This window comes from Achromobacter pulmonis (genome assembly GCF_021733725.1).
In the GTDB taxonomy this organism is placed as follows: domain Bacteria; phylum Pseudomonadota; class Gammaproteobacteria; order Burkholderiales; family Burkholderiaceae_B; genus Achromobacter; species Achromobacter pulmonis.
Genome location: NZ_JAIFOT010000001.1, coordinates 5,390,273 through 5,406,725 on the forward strand (window position 1 = coordinate 5,390,273; position 16,453 = coordinate 5,406,725).

Sequence of the window (16,453 nt, forward strand, 5' to 3'; positions counted from 1 at the left end):
CCATGACCCAGAATCCCCTGCTCGCCCCCGTCTCCGACCTGGTCGACTACCAGGCGGTCAAACCCGCCCACGTCGTGCCCGCCATCGAGGAGCTGCTGGGCATCGCCCGCCAGGCCGTGGACCGCGCCGCCGATCCGGCGCTGGCGCCCACCTGGGAAGCCGTGGTCGAGCCGCTGGATACCGCATCCGAACGGCTGTGGCGCGCGTGGTCGGTGGCCGGCCACCTGAACGCCGTGGTCAACACCCCCGAACTGCGCGAGGCCTACAACGCCGCCCTGCCGCTGGTCACCGAGTTCTCGACCTGGGTCGGCCTGCACGAAGGCCTGTACCAGCAATACCAGCGCCTGGCCGCCGCGCCCGATTTCGCCGCGTGGCCGCCGGTGCGCCGCCGCATCGTCGAGATGGCCCTGCGCGACTTCCGCCTGAGCGGCGTCGAGCTGCGCGGCGCCGACCGCGAACGCTATGCCGCGATTTCCGACCGCGAGGCGCAGGCCTCGCAGAAATTCTCCGAGAACGTGCTGGACGCCATCGACGCCTGGTCGCTGCTGATCGACGACGAGGCGCGCCTGGCGGGCATTCCGGCCGACGTGCGCGCCGCCGCCCGCGCCGCCGCCGAGGAAGACGGCCAGCCGGGCTGGAAGCTGACGCTGAAGATGCCGTGCTACCTGCCCGTCATGCAGTACGCGCAGGACCGCGCGCTGCGCGAGGCGCTGTACCGCGGCTATGGCACGGTGGCGTCCGAACAGGGCGACGCGCAATTCGACAACTCGCCCCTGATCGAGGAACTGCTGGCGCTGCGCGCCGAGGAATCGGCCCTGCTGGGCCTGGGCACCTTCGCCGCGCTGCGCCTGCAGACGCGCATGGCGCGCGACGCCAAGGAGGTCACCACCTTCCTGCGCGACCTGGCCGCGCGCGCCAAGCCCTACGCCGAGCGCGACCTGGCCGAACTGCGCGCCTACGCCGCCGCCGAACTCGGCCTGGCCGAGCTGCAGCCGTGGGACGTGGCCTATGCCTCCGAGCGCCTGCGCGAGTCGCGCTACGCCTACTCCGAGGACGAGGTCAAGCAGTACTTCACCGAGCCGCGCGTGCTGTCCGGCCTGTTCGAAGTCATCGAGACGCTGTTCGACGTGCGCCTGGCGCAGACGCCGGTGTCATCGTGGCATGCCGACGTGCGCGGCGTGCGCGTCGAGAGCCCCAAGGGCGAGCTGATCGGCTACCTCTATCTGGACCTGTACGCCCGCGCCGGCAAGCAGAGCGGCGCCTGGGTCGACAGCGAACGCACCCGCCGCGTGGTCGCCGGCCGCGTGCAGACGCCGATCGCCTACCTGACCTGCAATTTCTCGCGCCCCAACGGCGACCGCGCCGCCGTGCTGACGCACGATGATGTCATCACGCTGTTCCACGAAACCGGCCACGCCCTGCACGCACTGCTGTCGGAAGTGGACGAGCCCGGCGCCGCCGCCTTCGCCAGCGTCGAATGGGATGCCATCGAACTGCCCTCGCAGTTCATGGAGAACTTCTGCTGGGAATGGGCCGTGGTGCAGAAGCTGTCGGCCCACGTCGACAGCGGCGAACCGCTGCCGCGCGCGCTCTACGACCGCCTGGTCGCGGCCCGCAACTACCAGAGCGGCATGCAGACCGTGCGCCAGATCGAGTTCGCGCTGTTCGACATGCTGATGCACGACCGCGCCAAGGGCGCCAGCATCGCTGAAGTGCTGGCGCTGCTGCAGGAAGTGCGCGCCGAGGTCGCGGTGCTGTTCCCGCCGGCCTGGCACCGCCTGCCGCATGCCTTCTCGCACCTGTTCGCTGGCGGCTACGGCGCCGGCTACTACAGCTACAAGTGGGCCGAGGTGTTGTCGGCCGATGCCTACGAGGCCTTCGAAGAAGCCGCCGCCCGCCAAGCCGGCAACGCCCTGGGCACGCTCGATCCGGCCACCGGCGCGCGCTTTCGCCGCGAAGTGCTGGCTGTGGGCGGTTCGCGTCCCGCGGCCGAATCGTTCGCGGCCTTCCGCGGCCGCGCGCCGCGCATCGACGCGCTGCTGCGGCATAGCGGCATGAGCCCGGCCTGAACGGCCAGGCGCGAAACGCGGCCCGCCCTGCGCGGGCCGTTTTTCATGGCGCCGTTGCGCCATTGGCGCATCGTGGCGGGCGACGCGCCGACACCACCAGCCAGCGACCGAACACCGCCGCGTCCGAGCCGGCCTGGCGCCAGAAATGGCGGCGGTCTTCGTCCTGCGCCTGCGCCAGGCGGGCCTGGCAATAGCGCCGCGCCGGCCAGGCCAGCAGCCGATCGAGCGCGCCGGGCCGGCCCGGCTCTGCCACGGCATGCAGGGTGATGTCACGCAGGCCGTGATGCGCCAGCAGCTGGTGCACCTGCGCAAAACCCAATGGAAACAGCGCGCCTTCCGCATGCGCCGCGCCGGACCACGGGTCGGCATGGACGCCGCGCGCCAGCGTCCGCAGACGGGTCCGAACGTGGCCCGCATTGGGCGCGGTCAGTACCAGCGTGCCGCCCGGCCGCAACGCGTCATGCAAGCCGCGCACCAGCGAACCCGGACTGGGCGCCCGGTGCAGCGCTTCGCTACAGACCACCGCGTCATAGGGCGCGGCCACGGGCAGCGGCGCTTCCAGGTCGTGGGCGGTCAGGCGCCGGTAGCCGCTGGCCGGCGCCATCAACGCGGCCGGGCCGATGCCATCCACCTGGACTTCGCGCCCGATGGCGCGGCGCGCCATGTCGCCCAGCCAGCCTGGGCCGCACGGCGCATCCAGCACATTGTCCGCCAGGCGGCTGCGCAGGATCTCGAGCACCACGGGGTAGTACGGAAAATAGGGATAGCCCAAGGCATGACGGGCCGCGGGATGCATGATGGCCACCTCGACGGTTACTGACACGGCCCTGAATGTAGCGGGCGCGGCCCCTCTGCGTATGCTGTTTTGCCAGATCTCCAACAATATTCCGACAAAGCTTCACAACCGGGTCCGCGCGCGGCGTCGCGCAAGGACCTGCATGCGTCTTGCGCCAGGACAACTCCGGCCCGGCTGCCCTGCCCGGCCACCTTGCCGCCTGCGGGTAGAATCGATGGGTTTATCCCTGCAACCGGCGATGAAACCCATGCGACACCTGCTTACCGGCCGCGCCTGGCGCGGCCTCTTCCTGGCCTTGTGCATGCTGCTTGCCGCCTGCGGCGAACGCAATGTCGATTGGACCCTCTACAACATCAAGGGCCACCTGCCCGACCTGAAATTCTCGCTGCCGGGCGCGGGCGGCAAGACGGTCAGCAGCGACGACCTCAAGGGCAAGACCGTGCTGCTGTTCTTCGGCTATGCCAGTTGCCCCGACATCTGCCCCACCACCATGGCGCAGCTGACGGCGGTGTTGCACAACCTGGGCGAGAAAGCGCGCGACGTGCGTATCGTGTTCGTCAGCGTCGATCCGCATCGCGACACGCCGGACATCCTGCAGGCCTACGTCAACGCCTTCAACAGCCAGGCCATCGGCGTGACCGGCAACGAAAAGCAGGTGGCCGACCTGGCGCGCCGCTATCGCGTGGCCTACCAGATCGAAAAACCCCGGCCCGGCGACGATGCCGATCAGTACGACGTGACGCACAGCCGTGGCGTGTATATTTTCGACAATCAGGGCCGCGCCCGCCTGCTGGCCTCGGACACCGACAGCATCGAGGCCATGACCAAGGATCTGCGCCAGCTGATCGACCTGACCTCGTAAGGCCGCTTGCAACATTGCTGCATCGGCGATGCACCGCAGCATGTTGCGCGCTTGCGCCACACACCAGTTGTTACAGTGCGCCCGCCGCGCGCATGGGTAATATCAGGGCACTTCGCCCTTTACCCTCGCAAGGAGTATGCGCATGAGCATCATCATCATGATCATCGTCGGTTTCGTCGTCGGGCTGATTGCCCGCGCGATCATGCCGGGAGACCAGAACATGGGGATCATCATGACCACCATCCTGGGCATCGTCGGGTCGGTGGTGGCCGGCTTCCTCGGCCAGACCCTGGGTTGGTACGCCCCGGGCGAACCGGCGGGCTGGATCGGCTCGGTGGTGGGAGCGATCATCGTGCTGTTCGTCGTCGGCATGATCGCCAAGAAGCGCGGCTGACTCGCAGCGCGCCTCATGCAAAGCGGGCCGATCTTTCGATCGGCCCGCTTTTTTCATGCCCGGCGCGGTGACGTTCAGCCCGGCTGGCCGGCCGTCGCGGGAGCCGCCGTGACGGTGCGCTCGGTCCAGCCGCCCCCGAGCACCTTGTACAAGGTGACCAGGTTAGACAGGCGCGACAGGCGGGCGTCGATCAGCGCCTGCTGCGCGCTGTAGAGCGAACGTTGCGAATCGAGCACCGTCAGGTAGTCGTCGATGCCCTGGCGGAAGCGCTGCTCGGACAGGTCATAGGCGCGCTGGTTGGCGGCCACCAGCAGCTGCTGCGCCTGGATCTGCTCGTCCAGCGTGCCGCGGCCGGCAAGCGCGTCGGCCACTTCGCGGAAACCGGTCTGGATGGTTTTCTCGTACTGCGCGACCTGGATGTTCTTCTGCACCTTGGCCAGGTCCAGGCCGGCCAGCAGCGAGCCGCCGGCGAAGATCGGCACCGTGATCTGCGGCACGAAGCTCCAGGCGCCGGAGCCCGCGTTGAACAGGCCGCCCAGGCTGGCGCTGGCGGTGCCGGCGCTGCCCGTCAGGCTGATGGTCGGGAAGAACGCCGCGCGCGCCGCGCCGATGTTGGCATTGGCGCCCTTGAGCTGGTGTTCGGCCGCGCGGATGTCGGGGCGGCGCGCCAGCAGTTCGGACGGCAGGCCGGCCGGCAGCGCGGTCGGCAACATGGCGTCGTCAAGCTTGACGGCGTTGTCCAGCGCCGCCGAGATGTCCGGCGACAGCGGCTGGCCCACCAGCAGCACCAGCGCGTTGCGGTCCTGCGCGGCCTGGCGCGTGTACTGCGACAGGTTGCGCTGGGCCGTGCGCAGCGACACTTCGGCCTGGCTCAGGTCGAGCGCGGTTGCCACGCCCTGGTCATAGCTCTGCTTGGTCAGTTGGTAAGAATCGTCCTGGCTCTTGAGCGTATCGCGCGTCAGGCTCAGCAGTTCCTGGTCGGCGCGCAGCGTCAGGTAGGCGTTGGCCACCTCGGCGATCAGCGTCAGCTGGGTCGCGGTGCGGGTCTCATCCAGCGCCAGGTACGATTCCAGCGCCTTGTCGCTCAGGCTGCGGATGCGGCCGAACAGATCCAGTTCCCAGGAGGACAGCGCGGCGCCGACCTGATAGTTGTGGCTGGTGGTGGCCTGTCCGCTGGGCGACAGGTCGGCCGGCGTGCGTTGCGCGGTCTCCTTGCCGGCGATGCCGACGCTGGGCAGCAGGTCGGCGCGCTGGATACGGTACTGAGCGCGCGCGGCCTCGACGTTCAGCGCCGCCACGCGCAGGTCGCGGTTGTTGGCCAGCGACAGCCCGATCAGCTGCTGCAGCAGCGGGTCGGTGAAGAAGTCGCGCCAGCCGATGTCGGCCGTGGCCACCGCGCCGGCGGGATCGGCCTTGTAGGCCGGACCGCTCGGATAGGCCGGGGACACCGGCGCGTCGGGCCGCTCGTAGGTCGGGGCCAGCGAGCAGCCCGCCAGGGCCGCCGCCAGGGAAAGGGAAACCAGGGTTCTCATCTGCAGCTTCATTGCGGTTTTCCTTCGGCGGTCACGTCCTGCGCCTCATTGGCGCTGGGGTCGTGCTTGTCGCGCCGCGCGCTCATGCGTTCCACCTTGAACAGGCGCAGCATGATCACGAAGAACGCGGGGACGAAGAAGATGGCCAGGAAGGTCGCGGTCAGCATGCCGCCGATCACGCCCGTGCCGATGGCGTTCTGGCTGCCCGAACCGGCGCCCGAGGAGATCGCGAGCGGTACCACGCCCAGGATGAACGCCAGCGACGTCATCAGGATCGGGCGCAGGCGCTGGCGGGCGGCGTGGATCGCCGATTCCGTCAGGCTCGCGCCGGCCTCGTAGTGTTCCTTGGCGAACTCCACGATCAGGATGGCGTTCTTGGCCGCCAGGCCGATGGTCGTCAACAGGCCCACCTGGAAGTACACGTCATTGGACAGGCCGCGCAGCATCGTCGCCCCCAGCGCCCCGATGATGCCCAGCGGCACCACCAGCATGACCGCGGACGGGATGGTCCAGCTTTCATACAACGCGGCCAGGCAGAGGAACACCACGATCAGCGAGATCGCGTACAGCGCCGGCGCCTGGGCGCCCGACAGGCGTTCTTCGTACGACATGCCGGTCCATTCGAAGCCCACCCCGGCGGGCAGCTTGCTGGCGATGCGTTCCATTTCGTCCATGGCGGCGCCCGAGCTGTAGCCCGGCGCCGCCTGGCCCTGGATGTTGTACGACGGCACGCCGTTGTAGCGGTTCAGCTTCTGCGGACCGAAGCTCCAGGTGGCCTTGGCGAACGCCGAGAACGGCACCATGTCGCCATCCTTGTTGCGCACGTACCATTTCTCCAGGTCTTCGGGCAGCATACGCGCCGAGGCCTCGCCCTGCGCGAACACCTTCTTGACGCGGCCGCGGTCGATGAAGTCGTTGACGTACGACGAGCCCCAGGCGGTCGACAGCGTGCTGTTGATGTCCGACACCGCCACGCCGAGCGCGCGCGCCTTTTCGCGGTCGATGTCGAGCTGGTATTGGGGCGCATCCTCGATGCCGTTGGGGCGCACGCCCTGCAGGATCTTGCTTTGCGCCGCCTCGCCCAGCAACTGGTTGCGCGCGGCCAGCAGTTTTTCGTGGCCCACGCCGGCGCGGTCCATCAACTGGAAGTCGAAACCGTCGACGTTGCCCAGTTCCATCACCGAGGGCGGCGGCACCACGAACAGCATGGCGTCGCGCTCAGTCTTGCGGAAATGGGCGTTGGCGCGCGCCGCCACGGCGGCCGCCTTGAGCCTCGCGGCGCCACGGTCTTCCCAGTCGCGCAGCTTGATGAACAGGATCGAGGCATTCTGGCCGCGGCCGCCGAAATTGAAGCCGTTGACCGCGAACACCGACGTGACCGCGTCCTTCTCTTCGGTCAGCAGGTAGTGGGTGGCCTCGTCGATGACGGCCTTGGTGCGTTCGGCGGTGGCGCCGGCGGGCGTCTGGATCTGGGCGAACAGGATGCCCTGGTCTTCGGCCGGCAGGAACGCGGTCGGGATGCGGGTGAACATCCAGCCCATGGCGATGACGATGGCCAGGTACACCACCATCAGGCGCTTGGTGCGGCCCAGGCCGCGCGCCACGGTATTGGCGTAGCCGTGGCTGCTGCGGTCGAAGGCGCGGTTGAACCAGCCGAAAAAGCCGCGCTTGGTGCCGTGGTGGCCCTTGGGAATCGGCTTGAGCAGCGTGGCGCACAGCGCCGGCGTGAAGACAATGGCGACGATCACCGACAGCACCATCGAGGACACGATGGTGATGGAGAACTGGCGATAGATCACGCCGGTCGAGCCGCCGAAGAACGCCATCGGGATGAACACCGCCGCCAGCACCATGGCGATGCCGATCAGCGCGCCGGTGATCTGACTCATGGACTTGCGCGTGGCCTGCTTGGGCGTCAGGCCCTCCTCGGCCATCACGCGTTCGACGTTTTCCACCACCACGATGGCGTCGTCCACCAGCAGGCCGATGGCCAGCACCATGCCGAACATTGTCAGCGTGTTGATGGAATAGCCGAACGCCGCCAGCACGCCGAAGGTGCCCAGCAGCACCACCGGCACCGCCAGGGTCGGGATCAGCGTGGCGCGGAAGTTCTGCAGGAACAGGTACATCACCAGGAACACCAGGATGATGGCTTCCACCAGCGTCTTGAACACTTCCTCGATCGACAGGCTGACGAACGGCGTGGTGTCGTACGGATAGACCACGTCCATGCCCGGCGGGAAATACGGCTTGAGGTTGTTGATGGTGTCGCGCACCGCCTGCGCCGTGTCGAGCGCGTTGGCGCCCGGGGCCAGCTTGATCGCCAGGCCGGCGGCGGGCTTGCCGTTGTAGTAGCTGTCGATGGCGTAGGTCTGGCCGCCCAGCTCGATGCGGGCGACGTTGGCCAGGCGCACCTGCGACCCGTCGGAGTTGACCTTGAGCAGGATGCGGCCGAAGTCTTCCGGCTTCTCCAGGCGCGACGGGCCGATGATGGTGGCATTGAGCTGCTGCCCGCGCACCGCCGGCAGGCCGCCCAACTGGCCGGACGAGACCTGGACGTTCTGTTCCTTGATGGCGTTGACCACGTCGACCGTGGTCAGGCCGTAGTTCAACAGCTTGGCCGGGTCCAGCCAGATGCGCATGGCGTACTGCGAGCCGAACAGCTGGAAGTCGCCCACGCCCTGCGTGCGGCTGATGGGATCCTGCACGTACGAGGCGACATAGTCGGCCAGGTCGTCCTTGGTCATCGTGCCGTCGGTGGACACGAAGCCCGCCACGATCAGGAAGTTCTTGGTGGCCTTGGTGACGCGGATGCCCTGCTGCTGCACTTCCTGCGGCAGCAGCGGCTGCGCCAGCGACAGCTTGTTCTGCACCTGCACCTGGGCGGTGTCGGGGTTGGTGCCCTGGCGGAACGTCAGCGTGATCGACATGCTGCCGTCGGAGTTGCTTTCCGAGGAGATGTATTCCAGGCCGTCAAGGCCGTTCATCTGCTGCTCGATCACCTGCACCACGGTGTCCTGCACCGTCTGCGCCGAGGCGCCCGGATAGGTCACCGCGATGCCGATGGCCGGCGGCGCGATGTTCGGATACTGCGACACCGGCAGCTTCAGGATGGACAGCGCGCCGGCCATCATCAGCACGATCGCGATCACCCAGGCGAAAACCGGTCTATCGATAAAAAACTTTGCCATGCAAGGCTCCCTGACTACTGCTTGGCCGCCGCGGCGCCCGCTTGCGGTTGCTGCGCCGGCTTGGCGCCGGCTTCGGTGGCAACCACCTCGACACCCGGCCGCACCATCTGCAAGCCTTCCACGATGACCTTGTCGCCGGCTTTCAGGCCGTCCGTCACCAGCCACTGGTCGCCAATGGCGCGGTCGGTCTTGAGTTGCCGCAGTTCGACTTTGTTCTCGGCATTGACCACCAGCGCCGTCGGCTGGCCGCGCTGGTTGCGCGTCACGCCGCGCTGCGGCACCAGCAGGCCGTCGACGGCCACGCCGTCGATCAGGCGGGCGCGCACGAACATGCCCGGCAGCAGGCGGCGGTCCGGGTTGGGGAACACCGCGCGCAAGGTGACCGAGCCCGTGCCGGGGTCGACCGTGACTTCGGAGAATTGCAGCTTGCCCTGCTGGGCATACTGCGAGCCGTCCTCCAGCGTCAGCGATACCAGCGCGGCCTGCTCGCCCTCGGCCTTCTGCAACTGGCCGCTGGCCAGGGCGCTCTGCAGGCGCAGCAGTTGCACGCTGGACTGGGTCACGTCGACGTAGATCGGATCGATCTGCTGTACGGCGGCGAGCGCGCTGGCCTGGTTGGCGGTGACCAGGGCGCCCTCGGTGACCGAGGAACGGCCGATGATGCCGCTGATCGGCGACAGCACCTTGGTGTAGACCAGGTTGATGCGCGCGGTGTCGAGCGCGGCCTTGGCCGAGAGCACGTCGGCGGCGGCCTGGTCGCGCGCGGCCACGGCGTTGTCATAGGTCTGCTGGCTGACGGCGCGGGTGGCCACCAGCGGCTTGTAGCGCTCGGCCAGCAGCGCGGCGGTCTTCTGCTGCGCCTGCGCGCGCGCCAGGGCGGCCTTCTGGCTGTCGAGGCTGGCCTGGTAGAGCGCGGGATCGATCTGGTAGAGCTGCTGGCCCGCCTTGACCTCGCCGCCTTCGGTGAACAGGCGCTTCTGCACGATGCCATTGACCTGCGGCCGCACTTCGGCGACACGGAACGATGCGGTGCGGCCCGGCAATTCAGTGGTCAGGGAAACCGGTTTGGTGGTCAGGGTGACCACCGTCACCTGAGGCTTGCCCGCCTGAGGCGCTTCCTGTTTCTTGCCGCAAGCGGCCAACGTCAGGGCCGATGCCGTCAGCGTGAGCACCGCGGCACCGCGCCACATCGCGCTTTTCTTGTTCATAGATTGCATTCCCGATTTCCAACTAAAAAGGTAGCCCTCGCGCCCGCCCACCGGGCCGGCGCCCGCAGCGAGACCGCGGTTGCCGCCGGAAACCCGGCGGCAACCGCGGCGTGAGCCGAACCACGCATCGGTTCGGCTCGTGAGGATTGACTGGGGTGTGGTTTCGCCTCAGACATTCAGGCAGGGCTTCGACGCTATGCTGCAATGCAGAATCGGCATTTTGCGTTATCCCGCCCGAGAAACAAAGAGGCATATTGAGAAAACATCATTCCAGAAATGGGACAATAATTCGGCCCATCGTGTGACAGAATCCCTGTCATGAAACGCTTACAAGGCATGGAACTCTTCGTGGAGGTGGCCAAGACGCACAGTTTCAGCCGTGCGGCCGCCGCCCTGGGGGTGCCCAAATCGACACTGTCCCGCCAGGTGGCCGAACTGGAACGTTCGGTCGGCCTGCGCCTGCTCAGCCGCACCACCCGCAAGGTGGAGCTGACCGACGCCGGCCGGCTGTACTTCGAACGCTGCCAGCGCATCGTGGCCGAAGCCCAGATCGCCCACGAAGAACTGCAGAAGCTGGTCGACACGCCGTCGGGCCCGCTGCGGGTGAACATGCCGGCGGATTTCGGCACGGATTTCCTGGCTGAATCGTTCATGGAATTTTCGCGCCGCTATCCCGACGTCACCTTTTTCCTGGATCTTGCCAATCCCGACCACGCGCAACGCGTGTTCCAGACCTGCGATATTTCCATCGAGATCGGCGAACTGCCCGACTCGACGCAGATTGCCAGGCTGCTGGGCATGCTGCCGGCCCACCTGTACGCCTCGCGCGAATACCTGGAGAAGCACGGGGAACCAAGGCACCCCAGCGATCTGACCCGCCACGAGTGCATCGAATTCCGCGCCGAAGGCGCCGGGCGCGTGACGCGCTGGCCGCTCAACAGCGGTGACCAGCACATCGAATTCACGCCCGGCAACCGCTTTTCCGTCAACGGCGTGGCGATGGCCCGGCGCCTGGCGATGCTGGGCGCGGGCATCACCGTGCTGGTCGGCGGCCAGACCGCCGAGCAGAAGTCGGGCCAGCTGCGCCGCGTCCTGCCGGACTGGCAACTGGGCCCGTTCCCGGTCTATGCCGTCACCGAGACCCGGCTGCTGCCCGCCAAGACCCGGATCTTCATCGAGTTTCTGATGGAGCGTCTGTGCGGCGGCGGGCAGGCGAAGGATACCGCGCCATTCATGAAATGAAGGGCGGCCGGAAACAGACTGAAAAATTTGTGTATGGCCGGCGGCCGCCGCTGCGCCGGGCGGGTGGCGCATCGCGCCCGCCCCGGTCAGAAGCGTTCGTCGTCGCGCAGATAGCGCCACTGTCCCAGCGGCAGGTCGCCCAGGGCCACGCGGCCAATGCGCACACGCTTCAGGCCGACCACTTTCAGGCCCACCAGTTCGCACATGCGGCGGATCTGGCGCTTCTTGCCCTCGCGCAACACGAAACGCAACTGGTCGTGATTCTGCCAGCGCACCTGGGCCGGCTTGAGCGCCTTGCCGTCCAGCGACAGGCCATGGTTGAGCAGCGCCAGGCCGTTCTCGGACAGCTCGCCCTGCACCCGCACCAGGTATTCCTTGTCGATGCTGGAGTCCTCGCCGATCAGCAGCTTGGCCACGCGGCCGTCCTGCGTCAGCACCAGCAGGCCCTGCGAATCGATGTCCAGCCGTCCGGCCACGGCCAGGCCGTCCAGATGGCCGCGCTCGAAGCGCTGCGGACTGCGGTCGCCGGCAAAGCGCGAACGCGCGTCGATCAGGGCGACCGCGGGCGTGTAGCCCTTTTCGGCCTGGCCCGAGACATAGCCCACCGGCTTGTTGATGAGGATGGTGACGCGCGAGGTCTGGCGCGCCTGCGCGGCGCGTTCCAGGGTGATGACCTGGTTCGGGAAGGCGCGCGCGCCCAGTTCGGACACCACTTCGCCGTCGACCCGCACCCAGCCGCGCTCGATATAGCTGTCGGCCTCGCGGCGCGAACAGAGTCCACGCTCGGACATGAGCTTGGAGATTCGTACTTTTTCCATGGGCGGTATTGTATGCGCAGGCCCTGGCGCCGGCCTTGGCATAATACGCAGCCATGATGACCTCAGCAGCAGCACATCGCCCTCCCCTGGCCGCCGGCTGGCTGGCCAGCGCTCCGCCCGTCCTGACCCTTTCCCAGCGCCATTGGCTGTTCCGCCCCGGCGCCCTGACCGCCGGCCTGCGCCAGGTCGGCCAGGTGCGCCTGCGGGTGCTGGCCGAATACGCCGACGGCGCCCCCGCCGACGAGGCGCGGGCCATGCGCATCGCGCCTGGCGCGCCCGTCTGGGTGCGCGAGGTGCTGATGTCGGTGGACGGCGTCGACAGCGTGCCGGCGCGCAGCCTGACACCGCTGCGCGCCTCGCATGGGGCCTGGCAGGGCATGCGGCGGCTTCTCACGCGGCCTCTGGCGGACATGCTGTATCACGACAGCACCGTGATCCGGTCGCCGTTCGCCTGCCGGCGGCTGGCCTGGCCGGTGCCATTTCACGCCACGGCAGCCGCCGCGCTGGCCGCCCATGGCCGCGCGCGCGACGCCGACCGGGTCTGGGCGCGGCGCTCGGTGTTCTGGCGCCAGGGCCAGCCGCTGCTGGTGGCCGAGTGCTTCCTGCCCGATTTCTGGGATCTGGTGAGCGGCCGCGCGGCGCCGCCGCTGGTGCCGCACCAACGCACGCCGCGCTAGCCACGAGGCGGCGGCCGGCCGCGCGCCGCACCCCAGCGCCCCCTCGCGCGCCGCGCCGACGCTCAAGCATGGGCGGGCCTCGGCCGCGTATCGACCGCCAGGCACAGCACGCCCGTCAACAGCGCCAGGCCGACATGGCCGATGTACACCGGATCGAAGTCCGCGTGGCTCAATGTGCCCTTGCCCAGCAGCAGCACCGTCAACGCCACCCCCAGCACCGCGCCGATCTGGCGCGTAGCCTGGTTCACGGCGCTGCCCACCGCGTAGTGCTGCGGCGGCAGGCGGTTGACCGCGGCGCCGGCCAGCGACGGCAGCACCATGCCCACGCCCAGCCCGCTCAACAACAGCCCCGGCAGCCAATGCGCCAGATAGGCCGGTTCGACGCCCGGCACCAGCAGAAACCACAGGCCGCTGGCGGCATAGACCAGGGCGCCTCCCACCAGGAACGGGCGATGCCCCATGCGGGCCGCGAGCCTGCCGGTGATGATCGCCGTCGGCATCACCAACAGAGGCCCCGGCGTGACGGCTAGTCCGGCGCGCGGCAGGCTGTAGTGCCAGACGCCGGTCATGTAGAAGAAGAAGGCGAAGAACATCATGGCGAAGGCGATGCCAAAGCTGAACGTCGCCAGGTTCACGTAGCGATAGGTGCGGTGCTTGAACAGCGCCAGGTCCACGAGCGGGTGCGGTGTGGCGCGCGCCCAGCCGACGAACGCCGCCAGCGATGCCAGCCCCAACGCCGCCACCATCCACAGCTCGCCGGGACTCCAGTGCGGCGATTCCGACTGCACGATCGACAGCGCCACCGCGCCCACGCCCGCCATCAGCAGCGCCATGCCAACGCCATCGACGCGCCGCCGCGCTTCGGGCCGCACCGACTCCTTGAGCCGGCCGGCGCCGAACCACAGCGACAGCGCCCCCAGCGGCAGGTTGATGTAGAACGCCCACGGCCAGCCGGCGGCATCGACCACGAACGCGCCCAGACTGGGGCCGACCGCCGCCGCCAGCGCGGCCACCGCGCCCCACAGGCTCACCGCCACCGAGCGCTGCGAGGCCGGGAACGCCGCCAGCACAATCGACAGCGAGGCCGGCGTCAGCAGCGCCGCGCCGACCGCCTGCGCCACGCGCGCCGCTATCAGCCCGCCCACGCTGCCGGCCAGGCCACAGGCGGCCGAGGCCGCCAGGAACAGCAATACGCCGAGCATGAACATGCGCTTGCGACCATGCGTGTCGGCCAGTCCGCCGGAGGGGATCAGCATGGCGGCGTAGACCACCGTGTAGGCGTTCAACACCCACGACATGTCGGCCGCCGAGGCCTGGGGAAAGCCGGCGCGCATGGCGCCGAACGCGGCATAGAGCATGGTGGCGTCCAGCGAGACCAGGAACACGGCCACGCTGGCGATCCAGAAGACCGGCCAGGGGGATGCGGCCGCGGGGCGCGCGGCGGCGGCATGGATCGCCGCGGGAGGGGTATTGGAATGCATGTCGATCGAACTCGGAGATGAAGTCAGGAAGGCCGCAAAGGCGTGGCGTGCGCGGCTCAAGCCTGCAGGTAGACGGCCGGCTCGGCCGCCAGGCCCTGCTTGACCTGGCGCGTGGCGTCGTCGGCCAGCACTTCCTCGGCGCCGGCCTCGAGGGCATCGAAGGCCTGGCGCGCCACGGATTCAGGGGTGATCTTGGGCGCGTCCAGGCCGCGCGTCAGATCGGTATCGACAAAGCCCATGTGCAGGCCCAGCACCTGCGTGCCCTGCTCGCGCAGTTCGTGGCGCAGGCCATTGGTCAGCGCCCAGGCGGCCGATTTGCTCATGCCGTACACGCCCAGCAACGGCCGGTTGATCCAACTGGCGATCGACAGCACGTTCAGCAGCGCGCCGCCGCCATTGGCCGCCAGCACCGGCGCGAACGCCTGCGCCACGCGCAGCGGGCCCAGCAGATTGGTTTCCAGGTGGCGGCGCGCCGACTCGATGCTGCCGTCGGCCAGGAAGCCGCCGGTCGCGGCGATGCCGGCGTTGTTGATGACCAGTGTCACGTCCTTGGCCAGCGCGGCCGCGGCGGCCACGTCCTGGTCGCGGGTGACGTCGAGCCTGATAGCCTGCACGCCCGGCAGCGAGAGGCTGGCCGGATGGCGCGCGCCGGCATAGACCTTGCGGGCGCCACGGGCCAGCGCCTCGCGGGCGAAAGCCAGGCCGATGCCGCGGTTGGCGCCGGTGATGAGGACGGTTGCGTTGTTCAGTTCCATGATGTCTTTCCTTGGGGTGCTGCGTTCAGACGGCGGCCGGCCATGCCGGTCGGGGTGACAAAAATATGATGATCATCATATTTTTAGAATGAAGAAAGGCCGCGCACAGCGGCCCGAAAAAGCGATGCTCAACGGATGGCCGGACGCCCCTCGCTGTCGTATTGCTCCAGGATGGACTGGCGCGCGGCCGCCAGCATGGCCCGGCCCTGCGCATTGTCGCCGAGCGCGCGAGCCAGTTGCATGGCGCCCACCAGGCTGCTGGTGATCGCCATCGCGGCGTGCGGACCCGCGCCGGCTGGCAGCGCCTGCTGTACCACGCCCACCAGACCCGTCACCCGGCTGGCCGATATGTCACGGACCTCGGGCGACTGGCGCGGTATCTCCGAGGCCAGCGCCGAGACCGGGCAGCCGGCTTCGCAATTGAGCAGGTGGGCCTCGGACAGATAGCTTTCGACCAGGGCGCGCAACGGACTGGCGCCCTCGGCCTGGCGCCGCGCCACGCCCTGCGCCATGCGCGCCGCGCCGTCCCGGCCGGCGCGCTCCATCGCCGCCACCAGCATGGCATCGCGCGACGGGAAATGCGCGTAGAAGCCGCCGTGCGTGAGCCCGGCTTCCTTCATGACGTCGGCCACGCCGACGCCAGCGTAACCGACCCGCCGGATCGCGCGCGCGGCCGCTTCCACGATACGGTCGTGGGAAATCTCTTTACGGGAAGCGGGGCCGGCCATGGTCTGGGCTCCTGAATATGATGATCATAATATAAACCCGCCGAAACCGCTTTGCACGTTTTTTTTGTTGCGGCGCACGATCCGTCCCGGGGATGCCTGTCGGCGCGGCCGGAACGCCCCCGTTTCAGGGCGCGCTGAAGCTGTCCAGCACCTTGCGGAACGTTCCGGCCATACGGTCGAAGCCCTCCCTGGCCACGCCAGGATGGTAGGCCCCGGCCGAACACATGAGGGACCAGGTGTAGTCGTCCGCCATCCGCAGCCGCACCAGCGCCACCTGCCGGTCGTCACCCTGGGTCAAGGCCAGCAGCGCCTGGTGCGCCGGCAGCCCGGCCAGGGTGGACACCCCGTTCTCGAGCACGTTCACCTGCTGGTTGGAATAGATCAGGGCCCAGTCGGCTTCAGGCAGGATGGCGGCCTGCTCACCCATCGGCGCCGGCGGATCGATGCTGCGCAGCGTGACCGAACACGTCTGATTGTCGGCCGCGGTGGCGCCTGGCCTGGCGATCATGATCATTTCCCGGCCTGCCTGCGCCGGCCCCTGCACCAATTCCCATCCCGCCGGAATCAGCACCTTCTGCCCGCCGGCGAACGCGTGCATGCGGTCCGTGGCGGGCTCCTCGGCCCACACCACGGCCGACCGCAACGAAAACACCATCAGCGGCAATGCCGCCCATGCCAGTGCCCGTGCTTTTCTCACGCC

14 protein-coding genes are annotated in these 16,453 nt (G+C 68.5%); 5 read left to right on the plus strand and 9 right to left on the minus strand.

What is annotated here, in order from left to right:
• The first annotated feature begins 2 nt into the window (after nucleotides 1–2).
• The gene (locus tag K2W61_RS24865; RefSeq protein WP_175134590.1) at nucleotides 3–2,069 is read left to right on the plus strand and encodes a M3 family metallopeptidase; all 2,067 of its coding nucleotides are present in this window, start codon (nucleotides 3–5) and stop codon (nucleotides 2,067–2,069) included.
• A 43-nt stretch (nucleotides 2,070–2,112) separates the two neighbouring features.
• On the opposite strand, the gene K2W61_RS24870 is transcribed toward K2W61_RS24865, so the two are convergent.
• Nucleotides 2,113–2,892, minus strand: coding sequence for a class I SAM-dependent methyltransferase (locus tag K2W61_RS24870; RefSeq protein ID WP_236756757.1), 780 nt, complete (start codon nucleotides 2,890–2,892; stop codon nucleotides 2,113–2,115).
• A gap of 220 nt (nucleotides 2,893–3,112) precedes the next feature.
• Between K2W61_RS24870 and K2W61_RS24875 the strand changes: the two genes are divergently transcribed.
• On the plus strand, nucleotides 3,113–3,727 hold the full coding sequence (locus tag K2W61_RS24875) for an SCO family protein (protein ID WP_175134588.1): 615 nt from the start codon (nucleotides 3,113–3,115) through the stop codon (nucleotides 3,725–3,727).
• Between the two features lie 142 nt (nucleotides 3,728–3,869).
• Nucleotides 3,870–4,121, plus strand: coding sequence for a GlsB/YeaQ/YmgE family stress response membrane protein (locus K2W61_RS24880; RefSeq protein ID WP_175134587.1), 252 nt, complete (start codon nucleotides 3,870–3,872; stop codon nucleotides 4,119–4,121).
• Between the two features lie 74 nt (nucleotides 4,122–4,195).
• Here the strand turns inward: K2W61_RS24880 and adeC are convergent, their stop codons facing one another.
• From adeC to K2W61_RS24895, 3 genes are read right to left on the minus strand one after another with little or no spacing between them, the layout of a single operon-like run.
• Complete coding sequence (gene adeC, locus K2W61_RS24885) at nucleotides 4,196–5,665, minus strand: AdeC/AdeK/OprM family multidrug efflux complex outer membrane factor (protein ID WP_236756758.1); 1,470 nt, start codon at nucleotides 5,663–5,665, stop codon at nucleotides 4,196–4,198.
• Complete coding sequence (locus K2W61_RS24890) at nucleotides 5,662–8,844, minus strand: efflux RND transporter permease subunit (protein WP_175141193.1); 3,183 nt, start codon at nucleotides 8,842–8,844, stop codon at nucleotides 5,662–5,664. The genes adeC and K2W61_RS24890 overlap by 4 nt, the downstream gene beginning before the upstream one ends.
• Nucleotides 8,845–8,858: 14 nt before the next feature.
• Nucleotides 8,859–10,052, minus strand: coding sequence for an efflux RND transporter periplasmic adaptor subunit (locus tag K2W61_RS24895; protein ID WP_236756759.1), 1,194 nt, complete (start codon nucleotides 10,050–10,052; stop codon nucleotides 8,859–8,861).
• 336 nt (nucleotides 10,053–10,388) lie between these two features.
• Here K2W61_RS24895 and K2W61_RS24900 point away from each other — a divergent pair, with 336 nt between their 5' ends.
• The gene (locus K2W61_RS24900) at nucleotides 10,389–11,294 is read left to right on the plus strand and encodes a LysR family transcriptional regulator (RefSeq protein ID WP_175134619.1); all 906 of its coding nucleotides are present in this window, start codon (nucleotides 10,389–10,391) and stop codon (nucleotides 11,292–11,294) included.
• Between the two features lie 86 nt (nucleotides 11,295–11,380).
• Here the strand turns inward: K2W61_RS24900 and K2W61_RS24905 are convergent, their stop codons facing one another.
• Nucleotides 11,381–12,112 (minus strand): pseudouridine synthase, encoded by a 732-nt coding sequence (locus K2W61_RS24905; protein WP_049074441.1) that lies wholly within the window; start codon nucleotides 12,110–12,112, stop codon nucleotides 11,381–11,383.
• A 56-nt stretch (nucleotides 12,113–12,168) separates the two neighbouring features.
• On the opposite strand from K2W61_RS24905, the gene K2W61_RS24910 reads away from it, so the two are divergent.
• Nucleotides 12,169–12,789, plus strand: coding sequence for a chorismate--pyruvate lyase family protein (locus K2W61_RS24910; RefSeq protein ID WP_175134618.1), 621 nt, complete (start codon nucleotides 12,169–12,171; stop codon nucleotides 12,787–12,789).
• A 62-nt stretch (nucleotides 12,790–12,851) separates the two neighbouring features.
• On the opposite strand, the gene K2W61_RS24915 is transcribed toward K2W61_RS24910, so the two are convergent.
• The 4 genes from K2W61_RS24915 to K2W61_RS24930 all read right to left on the minus strand — a co-directional run bounded on the left by K2W61_RS24915 (nucleotide 12,852) and on the right by K2W61_RS24930 (nucleotide 16,450).
• Nucleotides 12,852–14,270: an MFS transporter gene (locus K2W61_RS24915; protein ID WP_175141192.1), complete on the minus strand. Its 1,419-nt coding sequence runs from the start codon at nucleotides 14,268–14,270 to the stop codon at nucleotides 12,852–12,854.
• A gap of 56 nt (nucleotides 14,271–14,326) precedes the next feature.
• Nucleotides 14,327–15,025 (minus strand): SDR family oxidoreductase, encoded by a 699-nt coding sequence (locus tag K2W61_RS24920; protein WP_236756760.1) that lies wholly within the window; start codon nucleotides 15,023–15,025, stop codon nucleotides 14,327–14,329.
• A gap of 128 nt (nucleotides 15,026–15,153) precedes the next feature.
• Nucleotides 15,154–15,753: a TetR/AcrR family transcriptional regulator gene (locus tag K2W61_RS24925; protein WP_175134582.1), complete on the minus strand. Its 600-nt coding sequence runs from the start codon at nucleotides 15,751–15,753 to the stop codon at nucleotides 15,154–15,156.
• Between the two features lie 124 nt (nucleotides 15,754–15,877).
• On the minus strand, nucleotides 15,878–16,450 hold the full coding sequence (locus K2W61_RS24930) for a hypothetical protein (RefSeq protein WP_236756761.1): 573 nt from the start codon (nucleotides 16,448–16,450) through the stop codon (nucleotides 15,878–15,880).
• Between the last annotated feature and the right edge of the window lie 3 nt (nucleotides 16,451–16,453).